The following is a 21,202-nucleotide window of genomic DNA, read 5'->3' as shown; positions in this document are numbered from 1 at the left end:
GGGTCAGGAAGGCACGTCGGTGCGAGTCACGGTCAGTCCCGCTGCCCGCGCCAGCCCGGCGAACACCACGGCGTCGTGGACGGCCGCGCCGCCCGGATCGTTGTTGAAGTACACGTAACCGTCGGCGGGACCGAAGGTGTCCGCCAGCCGATGCGCCCATGCGGTCAGGGCGCGCCGGCCGTACCGGGGTTGCGGCCGCGCCAATCCGGAATGCAGACGCAGATACGACCAGTCGGTGGTGCGCCACAGCGGCGTCACGGGGCGCGAGCGCGCATCCGCCCAGCACAGTGCCGCGCCGCGTTCCTCCAGTACGGCGCGGATGCGCGGTGTCCACCACGACTCGTGGCGCGGTTCGACGGCCACGCGCACGGTCGCGGGGAACTGTCGCAGGCAGTCGTCGAGCAGGCCCGCGTCCGCCCGCAGGGTCGGCGGCAGTTGCACCAGGATCGGCCCCAGCCGGTCGCCCAGTCCCGCGGCGTGATCGAGGAGCCGCTGCACCGGCTCGGCCGGCTCGCGGAGGCGTTTGACGTGGGTGAGGAAGCGGCTGGCCTTCACGGCCACGACGAAATCCTCGGGTGTGCGTTCCCGCCAGGCCGCGAAGACCTCGCGACTGGGCAACCGATAGAAGGCGTTGTTGCTCTCGACGGTCGCGAAGGCGGCCGCATACCGTTCCAGCCACAGCCGCTGCGGCACGCCCGGCGGGTAGAGCACTCCGCGCCAGTCCCGGTACTGCCAGCCGGAAGTCCCGACGAACAGGGTCACATCGTCCATCGAACCAGACTCGTCGCGGCTCCGCTCGGACCCGGACCGGCACCGCGCCTATGACGATCGTTATAGTCGGTGGGCCGAGGCCGCCGAGGAGGCCGAACGCATGAGACAAGGAGTACCCGCTCGTGAATCCGACCGATATCGGCACCCACCCGTTCGATCTCGCCACCGCGCCCGCGCCCGCCGGCGCGGGCCGCTATCTGGGCCGCACCACGGCGGAGTACTCGAATATGGTCGGCCCCTTCGGCGGTGTCACCGCGGCCACCGCCTTGCGCGCGGTCCTCGACGATCCGCGGTGCGCGGCCGAACCGGTGTCGATCACCGTCAACTACGCGGGCGCCATCGCGGACGGGCCGTTCACGATCGAGAGCACGCCGGTCCGGACCAACCGCAGCACCCAGCACTGGTTGCTGACGCTGACCCAGGACGACGCGGTGACCACCACCGCGACCGTCGTCTGCGGGGCCCGGCGGCCCACCTGGTCCGATACCGAGATCGAACCGCCCGCCGCGCCGCCCGCCGAATCGGTGGCCGTGGCGCAACCGCCGGAGTTCCCGGTGTGGATGCGCAACTACGAGATGCGATTCGTCGAAGGCGGCGGGCCGATCGCGTCGGATCCGCAGGAACAGCCGACCTCCACGACCACGCTGTGGGTGCGAGACCTCCCGGCCCGGCCGGTGGACTTTCCCGCGGTGACGGCCCTGGCCGACGTCTTCATCCCGCGGGTGATGGTGCGGCAGGGGCGGATGGTCGCCGCCAGTACCGTCTCGCTCACCGTCTACTTCCACGCCGATGCGGCCGCTCTCGCCGCCCACGGCGACCGTCCGGTGCTCGCCACCGCGCGGGGACAGCATTTCGGCGGCGGCTATTTCGATCAGTCCGCACAACTGTGGGGCGCCGACGGCAGGCCGCTGGCCACCACGCATCAGCTGGTCTACTTCAAGGACTGAACCGGCATCGCGACCGGCCGCAGCGGGTATGCCCCGAGCATGCAGTGGTTCACGGCGCCCGAGTACTGGTTCGCGCGCGAGGTGTTCCAACGCGGCCTCGCGGTCGTCTATCTGATCGCGTTCGTGGGCGCCGCGCGGCAGTTCCGGGCGCTCATCGGCGCCGGGGGCATGCTGCCGGTGCCCGCCTTCCTGTCCCGGTCGTCGTTCCGGGGATCGCCGAGCATCTTCCATCTGCACTATTCGGACCGGTTCTTCGCCGGTGTCTCCTGGGCCGGTGCGGCGCTGGCGGTGGCACTGGCGGCCGGGGCGGGCGATCAGGTGCCGCTGTGGGCGGCGATGGTGCTGTGGCTGGCGGCGTGGGTCCTGTATCTGTCGATCGTCAACGTGGGCCAGGCCTGGTATTCGTTCGGCTGGGAATCGCTGCTGCTGGAGACGGGATTTCTGGCGATCTTTCTCGGCAACGGTCACACCGCGCCACCGATTCTCGTGCTGTGGCTGGCGCGCTGGCTGCTGTTCCGGGTGGAGTTCGGCGCGGGGTTGATCAAACTGCGCGGCGACCCCTGCTGGCGCGATCTGACCTGCCTGTACTACCACCACGAAACCCAGCCCATGCCCGGCCCGCTGAGCTGGCTGTTCCACCACCTGCCCAAACCGCTGCACCGCGTGGAGGTGGCAGCGAACCACATCGCCCAGCTGGTCGTGCCGTTCGCGCTGTTCACCCCGCAGCCGATCGCGAGTGTCGCCGCGGCCGTCGTCGTGATCACCCAGCTGTGGCTGGTCGCCTCGGGCAATTTCGCATGGCTCAACTGGTTGACGATCCTGCTGGCCTGTACCGCGATCGACGCCCGCTCGGCCGCGACCGTGCTGCCGCTACCCGATCAGCCCGCCTTCGCGGATCCGCCGATATGGTTCGTCGCGGTGGTCTGCGCCTTCACGGCCGCGGTGGCCGTTCTCAGCTATTGGCCGATACGCAATCTGTTGTCCGGGCACCAGCGAATGAACGCCAGCTTCAACCGGTACCACCTGGTCAACACCTACGGCGCGTTCGGGCGGATCGAGCGCCGGCGATGGGAACTGGTGGTCGAGGGCACCCACGACCGGCACATCACCGAGCAAACCCGTTGGGAGGAATACGATTTCAAGGGCAAGCCCGGCGATCCGCATCGGCTGCCCCGCCAATGGGCGCCCTACCATCTGCGCCTGGACTGGCTGATGTGGTTCGCCGCCATCTCCCCGATCTACGCCCGTTCCTGGCTGGGCCCGTTCCTGCGGCGGCTGCTGATCAACGACCCGGCCACCCTGCACCTGTTGCGGCACAACCCTTTCCCGGACTTCCCGCCCGCCCATGTGCGAGTGCGCCAGTACCTCTACCGATTCAGCACCCGGGAAGAGCTGCGCCGCGACCATGTGTGGTGGCACCGCGACGCGGTCGGCGACTACGTGCCACCCACCGCCCTCGCCTCCCCGCGGATCCGGCACGGCTGAGTTGTCCGGAAGCCGATCAGGTCAGAACGGAGCGCTGCCCGACCCCGACGTATTCGCCCAGTGGGCGGATCAGCGCGTTCGAGGCGCCCTGTTCGATGATGTGCGCGGCCCAGCCGGTGATCCGGCTCATCACGAAGATCGGGGTGAAGGTCTCGATGTCGAATCCGAGCAGGTAATACGCCGGGCCGGTGGGAAAGTCGAGATTCGGCGCGATCCCGGTGGCCTCGGCCATCGTGCGTTCGAGTATCTCGTATATGCGCACCCACCGGCCGCCGTCGGTGGCAGCGGCGATATCGAGCAATGCCTGCTTCATCGTCGGCACCCGGGAATCGCCGTTCTTGTAGACCCGGTGGCCGAATCCCATCACCTTGTCCTTGTCCGCCAGCTTCTTCCGCAACCATGCTTCGGCTCGCTCGGGCTCGCCGATCTCGAGCATGTCGCGCATGACGGCCTCGTTCGCCCCGCCGTGCAGCGGCCCCTTCAACGCGCCGATGGCGGCGGTGACCGCGCTGTAGATATCCGACTGCGTCGAGGTCACCACGCGCGCGGCGAACGTCGAGGCGTTGAAACTGTGCTCCGCGTAGAGAATCAGCGAGACTTCGAACGCTTTCACCAGTTCCGGCGCCGGCACGGTCCCGAAACACATGTTCAGGAAATTCTGCGCGTATCCCAGATGCGAATGCGGCGTGATCGGATCGAGTCCGTGCCGACGGCGATGGTCGGCGGCCACGATGGTCGGCAGCACCGCCAGCATGCGTAATGCTTTGGCGCGGTTGGATTTCGGCGAATTGTCGTCCTCGAGCGGATCCTCGGCGCCGAGGTAGCTGATCGCGGTGCGCACCACATCCATCGGATGGCAGGTGTCGGGCAGTTTCGTCACCAGCGACAGCAGCGACCGATCGGCCCGTCGCGCCGCGCGTTCCTGCTGGCAGAACCGTTCCAGCTGAGCGTCGTTCGGCAGTTCGCCGTACCACAGCAGATAGGCGACCTGTTCGAAAGTGCAGTGCGCCGCCAGATCCTGGACGGCATATCCGCGGTAGGTCAGCGAATTCGTTTCCGGCACCACCTTGGAAATCGCGGTGGTGTCGACGACGACGCCCGCCAGGCCCTTGTTGATCGCCGGAGTCGCGGCCTTCGTCATCACTGGTTCCTTCCGAGAGTGAATGTGAATATGTCGGAATCGAATTCGTTGTAGCGCTCGTATCGCAGCAGTTCATAGAGGCGGCTGCGATGTTGCATCCGATCCAGCAGTCCCGTTTGGGTGCCGGTCTCGTAGATTTCGCGCAATCCGGTCTCGGCCGCCCACATCGCCAGGCGCAAAGTGGACACCGGATAGATCACCGCGTTATAGCCGATCGATTCCAGAATCCGCGCCGGCAACAGTTCGGATTTTCCGAACTCTGTCATATTGGCCAGCAGCGGAATCGAGACCGCGGCCCGGAATTTCTCGAAATCGGCCGCGCCGCTCAATGCCTCGGTGAAAATCAGGTCGGCTCCGGCGTCGGCGTAGGCGCGGGCCCGTTCGATCGCCGCGTCGACGCCCTCGATCCCGGCGGCGTCGGTACGCGCGCAGATGACGAAATTCGGATCACGCCGCGCCGAGACCGCCGCACGCACGCGGCGCACCATCTCGTCGGCGGGCACCACCGCCTTGCCGTCGAGGTGGCCGCAACGCTTGGGATTCACCTGGTCTTCCAGGTGACAGCCCGCGAGGCCGGCCTCCTCGAGCAGCGCCACCGTGCGGGCGGCGTTCATCGGTTCCCCGAAGCCGGTATCGGCGTCGACGAGCACCGGCAGATCGGTCACCCGGGCCACCTGAGCGCCGCGGCCCGCGACCTCGGTCAGCGTGGTCAGCCCGATATCGGGCAGCCCCAGTTCCGCCGACACCACCGCCCCCGAGACATAGACACCTTCGAACCCGATGTCTTGAATCAACTTGGCCACCAAGGGATTGAAGGCGCCGGGGAATCGCTGGATCGACCCCGACGCGAGCCCGGCGCGGAAGGCGACGCGTTTGTCGGCGGCGGAGGTGGCGGCGGCGAGCAGTCCGGTCATCGGAACAATCCCTTCGACAGTTTCGGGGCGCGGGCGAGCACCTCGTCGGACACCGTGAACGTCAGTTGCGGCAGTTCGTCCGCCGACAGCGAGCCCGCCCGCTGCGCGACGTCGAGGAATCGATCCTGTTCGGCCGCGTCGACGATGCCCTCGGCGAGCGCGCGGAATTTGGCGATGTACTGCTCGCGGGCGAACGGCCGCGCGCCGAGCGGGTGGGCATCGGCGACCGCGAGTTCGTCGACGATCACCTCACCGCTGGTCAGCGTGACCTCGGCGCGGGCGCCGAAGGCCTTCTCGGCGGGATCGGCGGAGTGGTAGCGGCGAGTCCATTCCGGGTCCTCGGCGGTGGAGATCTTGCGCCACAGCTCGATCGTGTCGGGCCGGCGGGCACGATCGGGCGCGTAGGAACGCTCGTGATGCCAGGTCCCGTCCTGCAGGGCGACCGCGAAGATGTACATGACCGAGTGGTCGAGGGTCTCCCGCGACGCCTCGGGATCGAATTTCTGCGGATCGTCGGAACCGGTACCGATCACCACGTGGGTGTGGTGGCTGGTGTGCAGCACGATCGAGGCCACCCGGCCGAGGTCCCCGATGCGGTCGCGCATCCGCCGGGCCAGATCGATCGGCGCCTGGCTCTGATATTCGGCCGAATGCTCCTTGGTGTAGGAGTCGAGGATCGCTCGTTTGGGCTCGCCCGGACCCGGCAGCGGTACCGAATACTCGGCGTCGGGCCCGGCCAGCAACCGGGCGATCACCCCGTCCTCGCCCTCCCAGATGGGCGCGGGCGCACCCTCGCCGCGCATCGCCCGGTCGACGGCTTCGATCGCCATCTTGCCCGCGAAGGCCGGCGCGTAGGCCTTCCAGCTGGAGATCTCACCCTTGCGGGACTGCCGGGTCGCGGTGGTGGTGTGCAGCGCCTGACCGATGGCCTGATAGATCGTCTCGGTATCGAGGCCGAGCGCCGTACCGATCCCGGCGGCGGCCGAAGGACCCAGATGCGCGACGTGGTCGATTTTGTGTTCGTGCAGGCAGATCGCCCGCGCCAGATCGATCTGGATCTCGTAGCCGGTGGCCAGGCCGCGGATCAGATCACGACCACTGCGTCCGGCATGGTGGGCGGCGGCCAGAATCGGCGGGATGTTGTCGCCCGGATGAGAATATTCGGCGGCGAGAAAGGTGTCGTGGAAGTCGAGTTCGCGCACCGCGACGCCGTTGGCCCACGCGGCCCACTCCGGGGAATACGTGCCGGGAACGCCGAATACCGCGGCACCGGGCCGATACGGGTGCGCCAGCGCCTGCGCGCGGGCGTCGGCCACCGCACGCCGGGTGATCGATGCGGCGGCGACGGCGGCGTTGTCGATGATCCGGTTGACGATCATCTCTTCGGTCTCCGGCGCCACCGCGACCGGATCCGTGGCGACCTCGGCGATGCGCCACGCCAGGTGTTCGGCCCGCGGGAACACCTCGGCGGAGCGGTGCGTGCGAACGAGGTGATTCTTCACAGTCGGGACCTCCCGGGAACGTCGGTGAATCGCATGATTCGGACGCTACTCAGGAGGGGTACCCGTCGAAATACGTTGCAACTGCCTAGTTATGCGTTATCGATCCGGCGAAGTTGCGAATATTGCGGACAGTGCGCTCGTCCGCGAACCGTTCATCGATCGGCGGTCAAGCGGTCCAGCAGACAGCTCAGCGCGAACCGCACCGTCTGCTCGAGCACCTCTTCCGGTTCACCGTCGAATTCGGCCCGGCAGGCGGTGACGGCGGTCTCGGAGGCGGTGGCGAACCACACCGTGCCGGGCGGTTCGCCGTCACTCGGTTCGGGCCCGCCGACACCGGTGACCGCCACCGAATAGCTCGCGCCGAGCAGCTTGCGCACGTTGGCCGCCAACTCCTCGGCCGCCGGCCGCGACACCACGGGGACATCGGGCATATCCAGGACGGTGCGTTTGACCTCCGGGCTGTAGGCGACGACCCCGCCGCGGAACCACTGTCCCGCATCCGGTGCCGCGCCGAGGGCGGAGGCGATCTTGCCCGAGGTGAGCGATTCCGCCACCGCGATCGTCGAACCGGCCGCCGCGGCCAGCTCGGCGATCCGCTCGGCGGCGCCCTCGGTCATCGCCCCGCCTCCCGGGCGGCCACGATGTCCTCCCTCATTCCGCTCCCCGTTCCGTGCCGTCGTCGCCGCTCTCGCGGTACGCCTGCAGCGCGGTGTCGAGTTCGCGTTGCAGCCGTTGCACTTCCGCCTCGTCTCCGGCATCGGACGCAGTGGTGATGTCCTGGCGAAGCTGGGCGATGACGTCGTGTGAAACCACGGGAACCTCCTCCGGCACGGAACGGGTGAGCGGTCGGGAAGCTAGCTGCCCTGCTGGTGGGACCGCTGACGTGCCTCGTCGACGTTGGCCTCGGCCCGGGCCTTCTCGGCCTGAGCTTCCTTCTCGGCCGCCTCGCGCTGCGATTCGGCCTTGTCCTGCTGGGCCCGGCCCTCCGACTCGAGGTCGTTGTTGCCGGTGACGATGCCCGCCGCCTCCTTGGCCTTCCCCTTCACATCCTCGACGACGCCCTTGATGCCTTCACGCGGGCCACTGTTGTGGTCGGACACGGAGTCCCCTTCCGTCGCAATTTCCTGACATGCAACGACCTACCCACCGCGGCGGTGCTCAATCGGACGATTACCCGCTCACGGCTCGGGCCAGGCGGGGCAACTGCCGCAGCGGGTTGTGGTGCTCGACCTCCATCCGCTGGTCGGCGTCGAAAATGTCGCCGAGACCGGGCGCCGGATCGTGGCTGCCCGACTGTGGCAGAGTCAACGCGCTGAACGGCCAATCCGAACCGAAGACGATGTGCTCACGGCCCATCACCGCGGTGGCACTCGCCATCGCGGCAGCCGAGCCGCTCAGCGCGGTGTCGACGTAGAAGGTCGAGATCTGTCGCTGGATGTCGAGCACGGAGGGTTTCGGTAGGTCCTGCGGCCACAACTGCCCCAGCACGGTCTGAGAGGCCACGCTGATCCGGTGCGACAAGAACGGCACCGTGCCGCCCGCGTGGGCCAACTGGAAGCGAATGTTCGGATATCGCTGGGTGACACCGGTGACCATCATCATGGTCGCCGCGCGGGTGGTGTCGAAGGTGAACTCTTCCAGGAAATCCGGTAGCGGCAGTGTGGGTTTGGCGTCGTCGGGGATCGCCGCGGGGTGGACGAAAACGTAGGCGTTGCGCTGGTTCAGCGCTGCCATCAACGGCTCGAACCGCGGATCCCCCAGGTACACGCCGTGGTAGGCGGACAGCAGGACCACCCCGTGGAGATGCAGTTCGTCGAGGGCGTAGATCGCCTCGGCGATCGAGGCGGGAATATCGGGCATCGGCAGGACCGCGAAGGCGCCGAACCGCGTCGGATTCGATCGGAAGAGGCCGGCGGCATAGGTGTTGCAGTAGCGCGCCATATCGTTGGCCTCCTTCCCGCTCAGAAAGGACACACCCGGGTCAGACACCGAAAGTGCTTGTGCCTGAATGCCGTAGTAGTCCATGAAGGCCAGCGCCTGCTCCGGCGACCACTCCGGTGTCGGGTAACCGCCGATGGTGAGGTGGCCGTGTTCGATCAGGGCGGCACGGTAGTCCGGGGGCAGGAAATGCGCGTGCAGATCGATGCGGTAGGTGCCGGAGGGCGCGGGCCGCTGGTCGCGCACCGGTGCCGCCTGCGCGGCGGGCAACACCGCCGCCGCGACCGCGGCCACGCCGAGAGTGCCGGCGACGGCCGTACCCAGTGCGCGACGACGGCTCATCGCGGAGATGAGGCGAGTGGCGTTCATGGATTCTCACTTTCCGAATCGGCTCTGATCGGTCGCGGGTCGAGCGCGGGCGACTTCGCTCGACGCACTGCGAAAAGCCCTGTCCGAGAATCGTTCCGCGGTGATCTTCCGAGAAAACCGCCAACGCCACAGGCAGGTATTGAGCAAATCATCAGATGCGATCGACCCCGCTGTCAAGAGTAAATGATGAGATCATCAGAAATTGCCCACCGGCCATGGAACGACCCGATGGGCACGAGGATCCGGGCTCGACACTCGGGACGACGGCGCGGATCCCCTCATCCGACCTTGCGCGTGCAGAGGCTCCCAGAGTGATCAGGAATCGAGAAGCGACGGTCGTGCGATCGCCGATAACGTCTTCGACATGAACATCACCACTGCTCAGAGCACCATCGCATCGGTCATCCTCGAGACCCCGGACCCGGCTGCCGCCGCAGCCTTCTACGAGGCCGCGTTCGGACTCGGCGACCGGCTGCGGGTCCGCAAGTCGGACGCGGAGACCACCGGCTTCCGCGGATACATCCTCTCCCTCGTGGTGTCCCAGCCGAGCACCGTCGACAGCCTCATCGGCTCCGCGGTCGCGGCGGGCGCGACGACGGTCAAGCCGGCCAAGAAGAGTTTCTGGGGGTACGGCGGCGTCGTGCAGGCCCCCGACGGCGCGGTCTGGAAGATCGCCACCTCGGCGAAGAAGGACACCGGCCCGGCCACCCGCGAGATCGACGATTTCGTTCTGCTGCTCGGGGTCGAGAGTGTGAAGGCGACCAAACAGTTCTACGTCGAGCGCGGCTTGACCGTGGCGAAGAGCTTCGGCGGTAAGTACGCGGAGTTCGAGTCGCCGGCCGGGTCGGTCAAGCTCGCGCTCTACGGCCGCAAGGCCGCTGCCAAGGACGCGGGTGTCCCGGCGGAGGGCTCCGGGTCGCATCGCATCGCCGTCACCGGTCCCCTCGGTTCCTTCACCGATCCCGACGGATTCGTGTGGGAGGTCGAGGCCTGAGCCGGGTGGCCCGGCCGGAATCAGGCCGCCCGCAACGGAACTCGGAACGATTTGCGCAGCGACGACGGGCCGACCAGGGGAAGCAGCACGGCGAGGAGCTTCCCCTTGAACGCCTGTGGTGTCCGGGTCAGTTCGACGTCGACACGGCTGCCCTCCGGGGCAGGTGTGGCACGGAAGACCCACCCACCACCGGCGCCGAAGAGTTTGGAATCCAGGGTGGTCACGGTCACGGTGTCGCCCGCCGGGTCCCACTCGTAGCGGGCGCGCTCCCAAGCCGCCTCCGTCCCTTCGGTGACTTCGGCCCACCCCTCGCCCTGCTCGTGCACGACGAAGTGCTCGGCATCGATCGTCGGCCACACCTGCGCCCGGGACGGGCCGAAGTCGGTGAGGACGCCCACGACCTCGGCGGGGCTCAGGGTGGAGATGAGATGAAAACGGACCGTGGTCATGGAAACTCCTCGAAACCGGTAGGGCCGCCGGCCGCGGGTTCGCGGTGCCGGACACTCATCGAGCATCGCCGCTACCGGTGCCGCTACGAATCCGTCGGATGACGCTGCGGTGACGTAATCTCCATGACCTCCATCAGCTGGTTCGCGAATTCTTCGGCCTCGGTGCGCACGCCGTTGTGCGCCCCGGGGAACTCGACCACCCCGAGTCCGAGCCGGGCCGCGATCTCGACCGCGGGCCGATACGGCAGGCACCCGCGCGTTTCGCGGCCGACCGCGAGCACCAGACGGTCCGACACCGCGGCCAGCACACTGTAATCCGGTGTGTACGAGGTGAATTCACGCAACTCGTGTTCGATCATGAGCGGGCCGTTGGCGGCGAGGCGGGCCCACATCTGCGCGGCACGCTCCGACAGCTGCGAAACCTGCGGCGCCGGTTTCATCGCGGGACCGATGCCCGCGAGGAATCTCGCGCCGGCCGCGGCGACGCCCGCGGTGTGGAGCAGGGCATAGACCTCCTCGACCATCGCCAGGTGCCGGTCGGCGTCCGGCAGGACGGCGAAGCAGGGTGGTTCGTGCGCGACCAGCCGGCGCACCCGGTCGGGATGTCTCGCCAGCACGTCGAGCCCGACGATCGCGCCGTTGCTCGTTCCGCAGACGAACGCCGGCTCATCGGACAGATGCGCGAGCAGCCGGGCCACGTCGTCCGCCTGCACCGCCACCTGCTGATCCTCGGGCCCGTGGGCGAGCACGCTGCGCGAACAGCCGCGCGGATCCAGCGCCACGACGGTGAAACGGCGCCCGAGCACCTCGGCCATCTCGTCGAAGACACCCGCGTCGCCGCCGCCACCGGGAATCAGCAACAGCAGCGGCCCGTCGCCGCGCAGTTCGTAGTACAGCGTCGCGCCGGGGACGGTCAGTGTGTCGGATCTCATTGCGCTACTTCCTCTTCGGGGCCGGACGGCCACTGCGACAGGGTGCGATGCAGGGCCTCGAGAATGCGGTGCCAGCTGGCGTCGACCGCCCGGGAGTGCGCGAATCCGCCCGCCGCCTCCAGGGTGGCGAAGCCGTGAAATGTGCTGCGCAGCAAGCGTCCCGCGTCGGTCGACCCGGGTTCGCTCAATCCGTATCCGCGCAACAGCGCCGCGGTGAGCTCGATACCGCGCAGCAGGGCCGGCTCTCCGGCGACCTCCTCGGGATCCATGCGGATCTGCGTTGCCGCGTACCGGCCCGGATGGTCGAGGGCGTAGGAGCGGTACGCGTCGGCGAACGCGAACAACGCCTCGCGCCCGGAGCGCCCCGCCACCGCCGCGCCGATGCGCTCGTTCATCTCCGCCCCGGCCAGCAATCCCACCTGCACCTGCAGATCTCGCAGGTTCCGGACGTGGGTGTAGAGGCTGGGATCCTTCACCCCGAACCTGCGGGCCACCGCGGACAGGGTGACGTGGGCGAATCCGACTTCGTCGGCGAGTTCCGCTGCGGCGCGGGCGATTCGCTGCCTGGACAATCCCGCACGGGGGGACATGTTCCGCTCCTAACCTAATCTACTTAGGATGTAACCTAAGCATATTAGGATCGGCGCGGCCACATAATTTTCGCCCCGATGTCGAGGGCGGGAACGGCGAGCACGCGAAGGCCGGTTCCGCGGCTGTCACCGGGGCGGTGATACTCACTACCGCCAGCGCATCGCGTTTGGCGTGCTGCACGACATTCATTCCGACCCGGCCGGATTCGACCAGCCCGGCCTTGCGGAGCCGGCCGAGATGATGGCTGACCGTCGATTCCGCCAGCCCCACCGCGACGGCCAGGTCACCACCGTTCTCCCCCGTGTCCGGACTCGCCAGCAGCAGCGACATCGACTTCACCCGCACCGGATCGAACTTCACCCGCACCGGATCGGCGAGCGCTTTCAGCCGCAGCGCCACCTCCAGGGCCGCGGCGTCGTCGACCGGCCCGGCCGCCACCGGGGCGCAGCACACCGGGGCGGACATGTCGATCACGGGAAGCGCTTTGGGCATATGTCCACCACGCCAACCTCGCCGTCGAGCAGCCGCCGTTGAAGCTGGCATTGCTGGAGAACACCGGTGCGGGCGGCACGATCAACCACCTCGGAGTCGAGGTGGAAATTTCCGAACAGGTCCACGACGAGATCGCGCGATTGCCGCAGGCCGGTTTGTTCACCACGGAGCAGATCGGCACGAGCTGCTGTTTCGCCCAGCAGGACAAGGTGATTCCCGAAGCGCTGCAGCGCCTTTCGAATCTGCTCGCCGATCAGGCCGGGATGGAGGTGCACAGGTGACCACGACCGAAGACACCGCGGTCGTCGCCCGGCCGCACCCCCGCGACCGGGGTGCTCATGGTGCCAGCGATTGCGTGCCCAGCACGATCGCCAGGTCGAGCCGAGCGGCGTCCTCGGTACCGGGCTCGGCGGTGTAGACGGAAATGCGCAGATCATCGAGAGTGACGAGCAGGGTGTCGCAGTCGAGGGTGATCAGGCCGACCGCCGGGTGGTCGATCGTCTTCCGCCTCGACGGGTCCGGCGCGGGCGGTGGCGTCTCGGCGTTCCAGAGGTCGGTGAAGCTAGAGCCCGCCGCGCCGAGGTCGGTGATGAGGCGCCGCAGGGCGCGGTCGGCGGGATAGCGCGAGGCGGTCAGGCGCAGGTCGGCCACGAGCCGGGCTTCGTGCTCCGCCTGCTCCCGCTCGGAGTGCACGACCCGGGTCGGCATGCGAGTGATGTTGCGCCACACCGCATTGCGCTCCACGCCGCGCCACGCGGTGGTGTCGCCCATCAGCGCGTTGTACGGCGCGTTGGCCATCACGAGCGTCCAGCTCGCGTCGTAGACGACGACCGGGGTGTGCGACAACCGGTCGAGCAGTCGTTGCACGCTCGCGGTGATCCGCGAGGGCACGACGTCCGGGCCCGGTGCGGCATGCCCGGCCAATCGGTAGAGCAGGTCGCGTTCGGCATCCGACAGGCGCAGTGCCCGGGCCAGTGCCTCCACCACCTGCGCCGACGGCGCGGTCGCGCGCCCCTGTTCCAGGCGGGTGAGGTAGTCGGCGGAGATGCCGGCGAGTGCGGCCAGTTCCTCCCGGCGCAATCCGGCTGCCCGGCGCCGGGACCCCACCGGCACGCCGACGGCCTCGGGCGCCACCCGGTCGCGCCAGCGGCGCACCGTCCGGCCGAATTCCCACGCTTCCACGTAGTCCAGTCTGCGCGAGCGCGCGCCGGCTTGTCCTGGCCCTGGCAGTCCTACGACAACCGGACGACTGCCTACGGCCCGGCCCGGCCCGCACGCTGGGGACATGACCGAAACCGGAACTGTTCTCATCACCGGCCCGACCCGCAACCTGGGCCGCGCCACCACGCTGGCGATGGCCGGCCGCCCGGTCGGACAGCGTCCCGACCTCCTTCTGGTCGGCCGCGCCGGGCCGGATCTGACCGCGATCGCCGACGAGGCCCGGGCGCGCGGCGCCCGGATCCGCGAAATCGGTTGCGACCTGGCCGATCTCACCGATGTCCGCGCCGCCGCGACGACCGTGCGCGAACTTCTCTCCTCCGGTGCCGTGCGACCACTGCGCGCACTGATCGCCAATGCCGGCATCATGTCCGCCGACACCCGGCAGGCCACGCCCGACGGTTACGAGACGACCTTCGCCGTCAACTACCTCGCCCACGCCCAGCTCATCGGCGATCTGCTCGACGTGTTCACCGCCCCGGCGCGGATCGTTCTGCTCGGTTCGAACACCTATCACGCCAACTTCTGGCGCAGGCTGCTCCATGTCGCCGAGGCCGAATGGGCCGATCCGCTCGATCTCGCTCGCCCGGCCACCGGCGAGCAGGCGCCGGGCATGACCGCATCGGGGGTCGCGTACTCCAACGCCAAGCTGGCGATTCTGTACTACGCCCACGAACTGCAGCGCCACGCCGGCCCCGGGATCAACGTCTCGGTCTTCGAACCGGGCTGGATGCCGGGTACCGCGCTCGGCCGCGGCGCTCCCGCGCCGGTGCGAGCGATCGGCCGCGCTATCGGCCGGCTCCCCGGCGTCTCGACCCCGCAACGCTCGGGACCGCTCCTGGCCTCGATGGCCCTCGACGAGACGTGGGCACACCTGCGCGACGGCGCCTTCGTGGTGAAGACCGCGCTCACCGAGGTGCAGCCGGTCGCCCACGACCGCGACCGCGAGCGCCGCCTGTGGGAGGCGACCACCGAACTGCTCGAGCGCGTGCGGGCATAGGCGGCAATCCACGCTCGATGGCGGGAAACACGTGGTGGCAGGGGTTTCATGGCGGATTCGCACGAGCACGGCGCGGGTACCTGCCGGGCCGCACCCCGGTCGGTAGGTTGGCCATCATGCGTACCGACGAGGATTCCTGGGATATCAACACCGGTGTCGGATCCACGGCATTGTTCGTCGCGGCCGCTCGCGCCCTGGGCGGCCGCGCGGACGACGCCCCGGCTCGGGACCCGCTCGCCGAGCTGTTCGTCTCGGCCGCGGGCGGCGAGTGGGCGGATCTGATGGCGGGACGACTGCCTGAACATCCCTTGCTGACAACCGATTTCGGCATCCCGTTCCAGCAGCATCAGCTCTTCCGCACCCGGTATTTCGACGACTACCTGGAGGCCGCGGTGTCGTCGGGAATCCGGCAGGTGGCGGTGCTCGCGGCGGGCCTGGACGCACGCGCCTATCGACTGCCGTGGCTGGCGGGCTGCACCGTCTACGAACTGGATCGGCCGCAGGTACTCGAGTACAAGCGCGCGACCCTCGCGCAGGCCGGGCGCGAACCGATCGCGGATCGCCGGGAGGTGGCGGTCGATCTGCGCGGCGATTGGCCGAAAGCCCTGCGCGACAACGGCTTCGACTCCGACCGGCCGACCGCGTGGTTGATCGAGGGGCTGCTGATCTACCTGACACCCGCCGCCCAGGACCGGCTGTTCGATACGGTCCACTCGCTCAGCGCACCCGGCAGCCGGGCCGCCGTCGAACAGATGGATCCCCTGCCCGCCGAGGCCGCCGAAGCCCTGGCAGCAGACGGAGAATCCGGCTCGGAATGGGTGAAGTTGATCTACAACGAGCCGCGCAGCGAGGCCACCGCCTGGTTCACCGATCGCGGATGGAGCGGCGAGCGCGTCTACCTTCCCGACTACATTCGCAGCCTCGACCACACCCCGGCGGGCCCCGACGGCCGCCAGCAGTCACTGATCAATCTGGCGACCGTCACCCGGCCGTGAGCCGTGTGCGGCAATCGGATTCGCCCACCGAGCCGCTGTCGCACTCCTACCCCCGGTATCCGCTCAGGTTGTACACCGTGGCGTTGCCGGTGTGCTGAGCGGGGAAGGTGGCGGTGACCCAGGCGGTGATGTCGGCATGCTGATTGCGGCCGAAACCGCCCGGGCCGCCGGTGTTCTCGGTGGTATCCGGCTGCGGCTGCCCCGGCGTGCTTCCCGGTGCCGTCTGCTCCCGGCCCCGGCTCGTGGTCGCACCCTCGGCGCGCCCGGTCGTCCCCGGATTCCGGTCGCCGGGCGCGGCCTGGTCCCGCGCATCCGCCGGACCTTGGTTGCGACCGTCGGCCTGCACGACGTAGTAGGCGATCTTTCCGTCCTTCACGTCGGCCTGGAACTGCGCCAACGTCGGGACCGGATCGCTGCCGGAGAACCCGCCGATCGCCATCACCGGCCTGCCGCTTTCCAGTTCGAGTGCGGCGGCCGCGGACGAACCGTTGGTCGCCGCCGCCCAGGTCGTGGTCGTCGCCTTCAGCATCGCCGAGAGCTGCGGATCCGGACGCGTCCGACCGAAGCCGCCACGCCCGCCGGCCTGCGACGGGCCGACGGTCGGTCCGCCGCCGGAGTGCGCGGTGGCGACGGTCGCGAACGAGTAGGCCGCACCGCCCGCCAGACCACCGATCAGCCCGATCGTCAGGACGACGGCGGCGAGGCGGCCGGACACGTCGTAGGTCCGGGGCAACACCAGTGCGACCGCTGCGGCGATCGTCACCACCGCGATCATCCAGCGCAGCTCCGGATACCAGCCGCTGTTGCGGTGCAGCAGAACGACACTCCACACGCCCGTCACCACCAGCAGTGCGGCCGTGCCGAATCGGCCGAAAGCCGTGTGCCGCCGGTTCCACAGTTCGGCGACGCCGACCGCGAACATTCCGGCGACCGCCGGGGCGATCGAGAGGCAGTAGTACGGATGCACCATGCCGTTCATGTAGCTGAGCACACCGCCGTCGATGACGATCCAGCCGCCGAACACGATGGCCGCCGCCCGGATCCGATCGGTGCGCGGTGCGCGGCCGCGCGAGATGAGCACCAGCACCATCGCCAGTAACGCGGCCGGCAGTAACCAGCCGATCTCGAAGCCGAACTCCCCGGTGAACAACCGCTGCACACCGTGCACCTGCCCGCCGAAGCCACCGAATCCGTTGTGCGCGTCCGCGGGCGGGGCCGCGTGGGCCGACGCGGCCGCCTGGGCCGCGGCCGCGGACTCGTGCGCCGGCGCCGCCCCACCACCGTGATTGCGGCCGAGCACCCGGGCGAAACCGTTGTACCCGAGCACCAGGTTCATGAAGTTGTCGTCGGTCGAGCCGGCCAGGTACGGGCGGCTCGACGCGGGCCACCAGAGCGTGAGCAGCACATACCAGCCGCTGGACACCAGCAGCGCGGCGAGTCCGCCGAGCAGTTGCAGCAGGCGGGTGCGCAGCGACGTCGGAGCGGCCACGAGGTAGGCCACGCCCAGCGCGGGCAGCACCATCAGCCCCTCGAGCATCTTCGCCAGGAACGCGAAGCCCAACGCCGCACCGGCCAGCAGCAGCCACGTCGTGGAGGCGCGGTCGAGTGCCCGCACCGTGGCATAGGCGGCGGCCGTCATGAGCAGCACCATGACCGCGTCCGGATTGTCGAATCGGAACATCAACGCCGCCACCGGCGTCAGCGCCAGCGCCGCGCCCGCGAGCACCGCCATCCAGTGGTTGTTCGTGATCCGCCGGACCGCGCCGTAGAGCAGCGCGACCGCGGCCACCGCCATCAACGCCTGCGGAACGAGCATGCTCGCGCTGGAGAAGCCGAAGATGCGCCCGGACAACCCCATCACCCACTGCGAGACGGGTGGTTTGTCGACGGTGATGAAATTCGCCGGATCCAGGGAGCCGAACAGCATCGCCTCCCAGTTCTTCGATCCGGCCCAGGCGGCGCCGGCGTAGAACTGGTTGCCCATCCCGTTGACGGTGATGTTCCACAGGTACATCACCGCCGTCGCGATCAGGAGCACCACCAGACCGGCCCGCTCGACGGCTCTGCCGCCGAATCCGGGAGCGGCGCCAGGTTTCGCGGGCTCGGACGGTAGCACCGGCGAATTCTCGAGGAGTGATGTAGTCACGGTGCCTATTCAGCCCGCGCAGCTCCACAGCTACCTGTGAGCGAGCAGTGAGGTTGCAATGAACGCCTAGCGGGCCGGCTTCTGCCCCGCGGCCGCGACCGCCCGGCGCCGGGGACGCTCACCGGGCACGAGCAGCGCGAGGACGGCGACCACCACCGCGCCGCCGAACAGGTACAACCCCCACGTGCCGGTGAGCAGATGCTGGTAGTCGTCGCGCAACTGTCTGTCGAACCGCTGATCCAATCGCCAAGCCGGTACCGCGATCGCCGCGATTCCGGCCAGCACCGCCAGCCATCCCAGGACGCGCGAGCCGAACAGCCCCGCCAACAGCATCACCAGAGCGACGAGCAGCAACACCACCGTGTAGGACGCGCGCAGCTGCGTCGCCTGTGCCTGCACCCCGTCCAGCGGGATGCCGGTCGCGAAGCCGTCGCGGATATCGACGAGCCGGATGTGGCGGGCCTGCACAACTCCGACGAACGGCCCGAACGCTCCGACCGCCATCACGACCCCACAGGCGAACAGCACCAGATGGACGACAGCGCGCATACGTCCACGGTATTCCGGGCGGCGGCGCAATGCACCGACCCCGGCGCGATCGTCGTCGTGTCGCGACCGGACACGCCGACAATTCAGACGCCGGTGGTCGATCCCGGGCGTACGACCATCAGCACCGCGACGATCGCCCACAGCAGGTTGAAGATTCCGGCCGACATGGCCAGGCGCGCGGCCGTGGCATCGACGCGGCCGGCTGCCACGGTCGTGAGCGCGGCGCGTTGGTCGGGCAGGATCATCGTGGCCAGGATCGCGGCGGCGGCAGCGGTGAGGGCGATCGAGGTGATCAGCCATCCCGTCCCGAGTACGCCCAGGGCGGCGCCGGTGGCCAGCCCGAAGATCGGAACCGCGAGCCCGACGGCCGCGTACACCCGGCAGATGCGGTGCAGTACTTGAAGATTCGCGTTCATATCGGCCGACCCAGCGGCCCGGCGCAGAGCCACGGGAAACATGCTGGCGGCGACCGCAACCGGGCCGATCGCGATCACCGCGGCCAGAACATGCAGCGACAGCAGCACTTTCGTCACCGGATGTGCTCCACTCCACCGCGGCGCACGCCGGTGACCTTCGACGCGGGCAGGCGTCCCGCCTCGGCGGTGCCGGTGAGCGCGTCGCCCTCGACGGTCACCGCGAAGGCGAGATTCAGGCGCATCGGTTTCCTGACGGCTTGATTCCAGGTGAGCCGATCACCGTCGAGCACGATGTCGTGCAGCGAAACCCGTTCGCCCGCACCGCTTGCCGTGCCGGCGAGGGTGCCGTTCTCGCGACGGATATCGAGTTCGACGGCAATCCTGCCGATCGGGGTGGAGATGGACAGATCCCAAATGCCTTCGGCGGACATGACGCAGTTGTTCCTCGGATGTGTCGTGGGTGAGCAGGTCGGATCAGACGGTGACGGGAACGGGGCCCTGGCGACGCCAGACGATGCCGCGGCGTTCGTGCGCGAACAGCCGCTCGACCGCGTGCGCGATGCGCGGCCCGACCTCGCGTTCGAGCAGATGGAGACCGAGGTCGAGCCCGGAGGTGACGCCGGCGCCGGTGACGAGATCGCCGTCGTCGACCACGCGCGCGTCCACGGCCTGCACGCCCGTGGCCTCGAGCAGATCCAGTCCCAGATGATGGGTGGTCGCCGGACGCCCCTCCACCAGCCCGGCCATGGCGAGAATCAGCGACCCGCCGCAGACGGCGGCAACCGTGATCCGCGGATTCGCCATCGCCGCGCGGAGCAACTCGGGCAGTCCGGTGGTCAGCGTGCGGCCGAGCAGAACCGGGATCGATTCGTCGCGACACCACTCGCCGGCGGCCCCGGCATCCTGATCCGGCATCTCCCCCGGCTCGCCGATACGGCCCGAGGCGCCGGGGACCAGCACCACACCGGGTCGCGCCGGATCGAACGCCGCGGTGGCGCGCAAGGTCAGGCCGCCGGTGCCGCTCACCACCTCCCGCGGCCCTTCCGCCGAGACCAGTTCGACGCTCACGGCACCGTCGGATGCGGTCCCGCCGGCATAGAGCACCTCGTACGGGGCGATGACGTCCAGCGGATCGAACCCGTCGAACAGGACGATCTGAGCATGCATGGGAATCCCTTCGAATCCGCCCGGCCGGCCCGGGCACGGCCCCGACGGTATTCGGGCGAATACGGGGTTCCCAGTGGCGTTTTCGACAGGTTTCGACGGGAAAACGACATACCTCGAAAAAGTCGCTACCACCTAGGAGAAGAGGGCGACTTCCGGCGCATCATGGCGAACATCACAGCCGGCGACGAGGTATGTTCCGGCCATGCACACCGTCGCCGTCCTCGCCCTGGAAGGGGTCGTCTCGTTCGACCTCGCCGCCCCGATCGAGGCCTTCACCCGGACCCGGCTACCCGACGGCCGCCCCGGCTATCAGGTCCGGGTCTGCGCCGAACAACCCGAGGTGGACGCCGGCGCCTTCACCCTGCGCGCTCCCTGGGGGCTGGCCGGACTCGAGGACGCCGACACCATCATGGTGCCCGGCACCGCGAACCCGGCCGCACCGATTTCGCCCGCCGTCCGGGACGCGCTGCATAGCGCGGCCGCGCACGGCACGCGCATCGCCTCGATCTGCTCGGGCACCTTCCCGCTCGCCGCCACCGGACTGCTCGACGGGCTGCGCGCCACCACGCACTGGATCGCCGCCGCCGAGTTGGCGGCCGCGTATCCGGCGATCGAGGTGGACCCGGATGTGCTCTACGTCGACAACGGCCAGATCCTCACCTCGGCCGGCGCCGCCGCGGCCCTGGACCTGTGCCTGCACATGATCCGCCGCGACTACGGTTCGGCGGTGGCCGCGGACACCGCCCGGCTCTCGGTGATGCCGTTGGAACGCGAAGGCGGACAAGCCCAATTCATCGTCCACGGCTTCGCGCCCACGCCGCGCGGCTCCGATCTCGAGCCGCTGCTGAACTGGCTCGAGACCAACCTCGCGGCCGACGTGACCCTCGACGAGATCGCCGCACGCGCCGGAGTCAGCACCCGCACCCTCCTTCGCCGCTTCCGCGAGCACACCGGCACCACGCCCCTGCAGTGGCTGCATCGCGCCCGCATCCGCCGCGCCCAGCATCTGCTGGAATCCACCACCCACTCGGTCGAACGCATCGGCGCCCAGGTCGGATTCGGTTCGCCCACCGCCTTCCGCGAGCGGTTCAAACGCACCACCGGAGTCAGTCCGCACAGCTATCGCCGCAGCTTCAGCTGATCTTCAGCTCACGGTCGCCGCCCCGGCAACTCATTGCTCACGCAC

The 21,202-nt window shown here is 68.9% G+C and carries 23 protein-coding genes and 2 pseudogenes; 7 read left to right on the top strand and 18 right to left on the bottom strand.

Annotated features, from left to right (window positions below):
* Nucleotides 1-3: 3 nt before the first annotated feature.
* On the bottom strand, nucleotides 4-771 hold the full coding sequence (locus tag IG65_RS0105910) for a DUF72 domain-containing protein (protein WP_228797424.1): 768 nt from the start codon (nucleotides 769-771) through the stop codon (nucleotides 4-6).
* Between the two features lie 122 nt (nucleotides 772-893).
* Between IG65_RS0105910 and IG65_RS0105905 the strand changes: the two genes are divergently transcribed.
* Together IG65_RS0105905 and IG65_RS0105900 are read left to right on the top strand one after the other, a co-directional pair.
* A complete protein-coding gene (locus IG65_RS0105905) occupies nucleotides 894-1,718 on the top strand; it encodes an acyl-CoA thioesterase II (RefSeq protein ID WP_030513805.1) in 825 nt (274 codons plus the stop codon).
* 39 nt (nucleotides 1,719-1,757) lie between these two features.
* A complete protein-coding gene (locus IG65_RS0105900; RefSeq protein WP_030513804.1) occupies nucleotides 1,758-3,203 on the top strand; it encodes a lipase maturation factor family protein in 1,446 nt (481 codons plus the stop codon).
* A 16-nt stretch (nucleotides 3,204-3,219) separates the two neighbouring features.
* Here IG65_RS0105900 and IG65_RS0105895 read toward each other — a convergent pair whose 3' ends face one another.
* From IG65_RS0105895 to IG65_RS0105865, 7 genes are all read right to left on the bottom strand, one after another.
* Entirely contained in the window at nucleotides 3,220-4,344 is a 1,125-nt protein-coding gene (locus tag IG65_RS0105895) for a bifunctional 2-methylcitrate synthase/citrate synthase (protein ID WP_030513803.1), read from the bottom strand.
* The gene (gene prpB / locus IG65_RS0105890; protein WP_030513802.1) at nucleotides 4,344-5,258 is read right to left on the bottom strand and encodes a methylisocitrate lyase; all 915 of its coding nucleotides are present in this window, start codon (nucleotides 5,256-5,258) and stop codon (nucleotides 4,344-4,346) included. Before prpB ends, IG65_RS0105895 begins: the two co-directional genes overlap by 1 nt.
* Complete coding sequence (prpD, locus tag IG65_RS0105885; RefSeq protein ID WP_030513801.1) at nucleotides 5,255-6,760, bottom strand: 2-methylcitrate dehydratase PrpD; 1,506 nt, start codon at nucleotides 6,758-6,760, stop codon at nucleotides 5,255-5,257. The genes prpB and prpD overlap by 4 nt, the downstream gene beginning before the upstream one ends.
* A 152-nt stretch (nucleotides 6,761-6,912) precedes the next feature.
* Nucleotides 6,913-7,377 (bottom strand): CinA family protein, encoded by a 465-nt coding sequence (locus tag IG65_RS0105880; RefSeq protein ID WP_030513800.1) that lies wholly within the window; start codon nucleotides 7,375-7,377, stop codon nucleotides 6,913-6,915.
* Nucleotides 7,378-7,411: 34 nt separating this feature from the next.
* Nucleotides 7,412-7,573: a hypothetical protein gene (locus IG65_RS0105875; RefSeq protein ID WP_156055505.1), complete on the bottom strand. Its 162-nt coding sequence runs from the start codon at nucleotides 7,571-7,573 to the stop codon at nucleotides 7,412-7,414.
* A gap of 41 nt (nucleotides 7,574-7,614) precedes the next feature.
* The gene (locus IG65_RS0105870; protein ID WP_030513798.1) at nucleotides 7,615-7,860 is read right to left on the bottom strand and encodes a CsbD family protein; all 246 of its coding nucleotides are present in this window, start codon (nucleotides 7,858-7,860) and stop codon (nucleotides 7,615-7,617) included.
* A gap of 70 nt (nucleotides 7,861-7,930) precedes the next feature.
* Nucleotides 7,931-9,067, bottom strand: coding sequence for an amidohydrolase family protein (locus IG65_RS0105865; protein WP_156055504.1), 1,137 nt, complete (start codon nucleotides 9,065-9,067; stop codon nucleotides 7,931-7,933).
* Between the two features lie 364 nt (nucleotides 9,068-9,431).
* On the opposite strand from IG65_RS0105865, the gene IG65_RS0105860 reads away from it, so the two are divergent.
* Complete coding sequence (locus IG65_RS0105860) at nucleotides 9,432-10,061, top strand: glyoxalase (RefSeq protein ID WP_030513796.1); 630 nt, start codon at nucleotides 9,432-9,434, stop codon at nucleotides 10,059-10,061.
* A 20-nt stretch (nucleotides 10,062-10,081) separates the two neighbouring features.
* Here IG65_RS0105860 and IG65_RS0105855 read toward each other — a convergent pair whose 3' ends face one another.
* From IG65_RS0105855 to IG65_RS0105840, 4 genes and pseudogenes are all read right to left on the bottom strand, one after another.
* A complete protein-coding gene (locus IG65_RS0105855; protein ID WP_030513795.1) occupies nucleotides 10,082-10,510 on the bottom strand; it encodes a hypothetical protein in 429 nt (142 codons plus the stop codon).
* Nucleotides 10,511-10,593: 83 nt separating this feature from the next.
* The gene (locus IG65_RS0105850) at nucleotides 10,594-11,442 is read right to left on the bottom strand and encodes an alpha/beta fold hydrolase (RefSeq protein ID WP_030513794.1); all 849 of its coding nucleotides are present in this window, start codon (nucleotides 11,440-11,442) and stop codon (nucleotides 10,594-10,596) included.
* Nucleotides 11,439-12,032 (bottom strand): TetR/AcrR family transcriptional regulator, encoded by a 594-nt coding sequence (locus tag IG65_RS0105845; RefSeq protein ID WP_030513793.1) that lies wholly within the window; start codon nucleotides 12,030-12,032, stop codon nucleotides 11,439-11,441. The genes IG65_RS0105850 and IG65_RS0105845 overlap by 4 nt, the downstream gene beginning before the upstream one ends.
* Nucleotides 12,033-12,171: 139 nt before the next feature.
* A pseudogene (locus tag IG65_RS0105840) lies at nucleotides 12,172-12,525 on the bottom strand (ArsR family transcriptional regulator); the annotation flags it as partial.
* Nucleotides 12,526-12,533: 8 nt separating this feature from the next.
* Between IG65_RS0105840 and IG65_RS0105835 the strand changes: the two are divergent.
* A pseudogene (locus IG65_RS0105835) lies at nucleotides 12,534-12,737 on the top strand (glyoxalase/bleomycin resistance/dioxygenase family protein); the annotation flags it as partial.
* Nucleotides 12,738-12,861: 124 nt separating this feature from the next.
* Here the strand turns inward: IG65_RS0105835 and IG65_RS0105830 are convergent.
* Nucleotides 12,862-13,707, bottom strand: coding sequence for a helix-turn-helix transcriptional regulator (locus IG65_RS0105830; RefSeq protein ID WP_030513790.1), 846 nt, complete (start codon nucleotides 13,705-13,707; stop codon nucleotides 12,862-12,864).
* A gap of 103 nt (nucleotides 13,708-13,810) precedes the next feature.
* Here IG65_RS0105830 and IG65_RS0105825 point away from each other — a divergent pair, with 103 nt between their 5' ends.
* Both IG65_RS0105825 and IG65_RS0105820 read left to right on the top strand, forming a co-directional pair.
* The gene (locus IG65_RS0105825; protein WP_030513789.1) at nucleotides 13,811-14,743 is read left to right on the top strand and encodes an SDR family NAD(P)-dependent oxidoreductase; all 933 of its coding nucleotides are present in this window, start codon (nucleotides 13,811-13,813) and stop codon (nucleotides 14,741-14,743) included.
* A 116-nt stretch (nucleotides 14,744-14,859) separates the two neighbouring features.
* Nucleotides 14,860-15,738 (top strand): SAM-dependent methyltransferase, encoded by an 879-nt coding sequence (locus IG65_RS0105820; protein ID WP_030513788.1) that lies wholly within the window; start codon nucleotides 14,860-14,862, stop codon nucleotides 15,736-15,738.
* A 46-nt stretch (nucleotides 15,739-15,784) separates the two neighbouring features.
* On the opposite strand, the gene IG65_RS0105815 is transcribed toward IG65_RS0105820, so the two are convergent.
* The 5 genes from IG65_RS0105815 to IG65_RS0105795 all read right to left on the bottom strand — a co-directional run bounded on the left by IG65_RS0105815 (nucleotide 15,785) and on the right by IG65_RS0105795 (nucleotide 20,016).
* Nucleotides 15,785-17,884 (bottom strand): glycosyltransferase family 39 protein, encoded by a 2,100-nt coding sequence (locus IG65_RS0105815; protein ID WP_036523439.1) that lies wholly within the window; start codon nucleotides 17,882-17,884, stop codon nucleotides 15,785-15,787.
* Between the two features lie 66 nt (nucleotides 17,885-17,950).
* Complete coding sequence (locus IG65_RS0105810; RefSeq protein WP_030513786.1) at nucleotides 17,951-18,433, bottom strand: hypothetical protein; 483 nt, start codon at nucleotides 18,431-18,433, stop codon at nucleotides 17,951-17,953.
* A gap of 83 nt (nucleotides 18,434-18,516) precedes the next feature.
* Nucleotides 18,517-18,966 carry a hypothetical protein gene (locus IG65_RS0105805; protein ID WP_030513785.1) on the bottom strand — a complete coding sequence of 150 codons (450 nt, stop codon included), beginning with the start codon at nucleotides 18,964-18,966 and terminating at the stop codon, nucleotides 18,517-18,519.
* A complete protein-coding gene (locus IG65_RS0105800) occupies nucleotides 18,963-19,280 on the bottom strand; it encodes a hypothetical protein (RefSeq protein ID WP_030513784.1) in 318 nt (105 codons plus the stop codon). Before IG65_RS0105800 ends, IG65_RS0105805 begins: the two co-directional genes overlap by 4 nt.
* A 43-nt stretch (nucleotides 19,281-19,323) precedes the next feature.
* Nucleotides 19,324-20,016: a DJ-1/PfpI family protein gene (locus IG65_RS0105795; RefSeq protein WP_030513783.1), complete on the bottom strand. Its 693-nt coding sequence runs from the start codon at nucleotides 20,014-20,016 to the stop codon at nucleotides 19,324-19,326.
* 202 nt (nucleotides 20,017-20,218) lie between these two features.
* Here IG65_RS0105795 and IG65_RS0105790 point away from each other — a divergent pair, with 202 nt between their 5' ends.
* Nucleotides 20,219-21,157 carry a GlxA family transcriptional regulator gene (locus tag IG65_RS0105790; protein WP_030513782.1) on the top strand — a complete coding sequence of 313 codons (939 nt, stop codon included), beginning with the start codon at nucleotides 20,219-20,221 and terminating at the stop codon, nucleotides 21,155-21,157.
* The last annotated feature ends 45 nt before the right edge of the window (nucleotides 21,158-21,202 follow it).

Source organism: Nocardia sp. NRRL WC-3656 (assembly GCF_000720265.1).
Classification (GTDB): Bacteria; Actinomycetota; Actinomycetes; order Mycobacteriales; family Mycobacteriaceae; genus Nocardia; species Nocardia nova.
Note: the sequence above shows the minus strand (reverse complement) of the source record. Positions and strands in the feature narration are given on the sequence as shown.

Coding starts and splice junctions, on each gene's coding strand:
- IG65_RS0105910 (WP_228797424.1), bottom strand. CDS start 771: ATGGACGATGTGACCCTGTTCGTCGGGACTTCCGGCTGGCAGTACCGG.
- IG65_RS0105900 (WP_030513804.1), top strand. CDS start 1,758: ATGCAGTGGTTCACGGCGCCCGAGTACTGGTTCGCGCGCGAGGTGTTC.
- IG65_RS0105895 (WP_030513803.1), bottom strand. CDS start 4,344: ATGACGAAGGCCGCGACTCCGGCGATCAACAAGGGCCTGGCGGGCGTC.
- prpB (WP_030513802.1), bottom strand. CDS start 5,258: ATGACCGGACTGCTCGCCGCCGCCACCTCCGCCGCCGACAAACGCGTC.
- IG65_RS0105880 (WP_030513800.1), bottom strand. CDS start 7,377: ATGACCGAGGGCGCCGCCGAGCGGATCGCCGAGCTGGCCGCGGCGGCC.
- IG65_RS0105865 (WP_156055504.1), bottom strand. CDS start 9,067: ATGAACGCCACTCGCCTCATCTCCGCGATGAGCCGTCGTCGCGCACTG.
- IG65_RS0105860 (WP_030513796.1), top strand. CDS start 9,432: ATGAACATCACCACTGCTCAGAGCACCATCGCATCGGTCATCCTCGAG.
- IG65_RS0105855 (WP_030513795.1), bottom strand. CDS start 10,510: ATGACCACGGTCCGTTTTCATCTCATCTCCACCCTGAGCCCCGCCGAG.
- IG65_RS0105850 (WP_030513794.1), bottom strand. CDS start 11,442: ATGAGATCCGACACACTGACCGTCCCCGGCGCGACGCTGTACTACGAA.
- IG65_RS0105845 (WP_030513793.1), bottom strand. CDS start 12,032: ATGTCCCCCCGTGCGGGATTGTCCAGGCAGCGAATCGCCCGCGCCGCA.
- IG65_RS0105825 (WP_030513789.1), top strand. CDS start 13,811: ATGACCGAAACCGGAACTGTTCTCATCACCGGCCCGACCCGCAACCTG.
- IG65_RS0105820 (WP_030513788.1), top strand. CDS start 14,860: ATGCGTACCGACGAGGATTCCTGGGATATCAACACCGGTGTCGGATCC.
- IG65_RS0105810 (WP_030513786.1), bottom strand. CDS start 18,433: ATGCGCGCTGTCGTCCATCTGGTGCTGTTCGCCTGTGGGGTCGTGATG.
- IG65_RS0105800 (WP_030513784.1), bottom strand. CDS start 19,280: ATGTCCGCCGAAGGCATTTGGGATCTGTCCATCTCCACCCCGATCGGC.
- IG65_RS0105795 (WP_030513783.1), bottom strand. CDS start 20,016: ATGCATGCTCAGATCGTCCTGTTCGACGGGTTCGATCCGCTGGACGTC.
- IG65_RS0105790 (WP_030513782.1), top strand. CDS start 20,219: ATGCACACCGTCGCCGTCCTCGCCCTGGAAGGGGTCGTCTCGTTCGAC.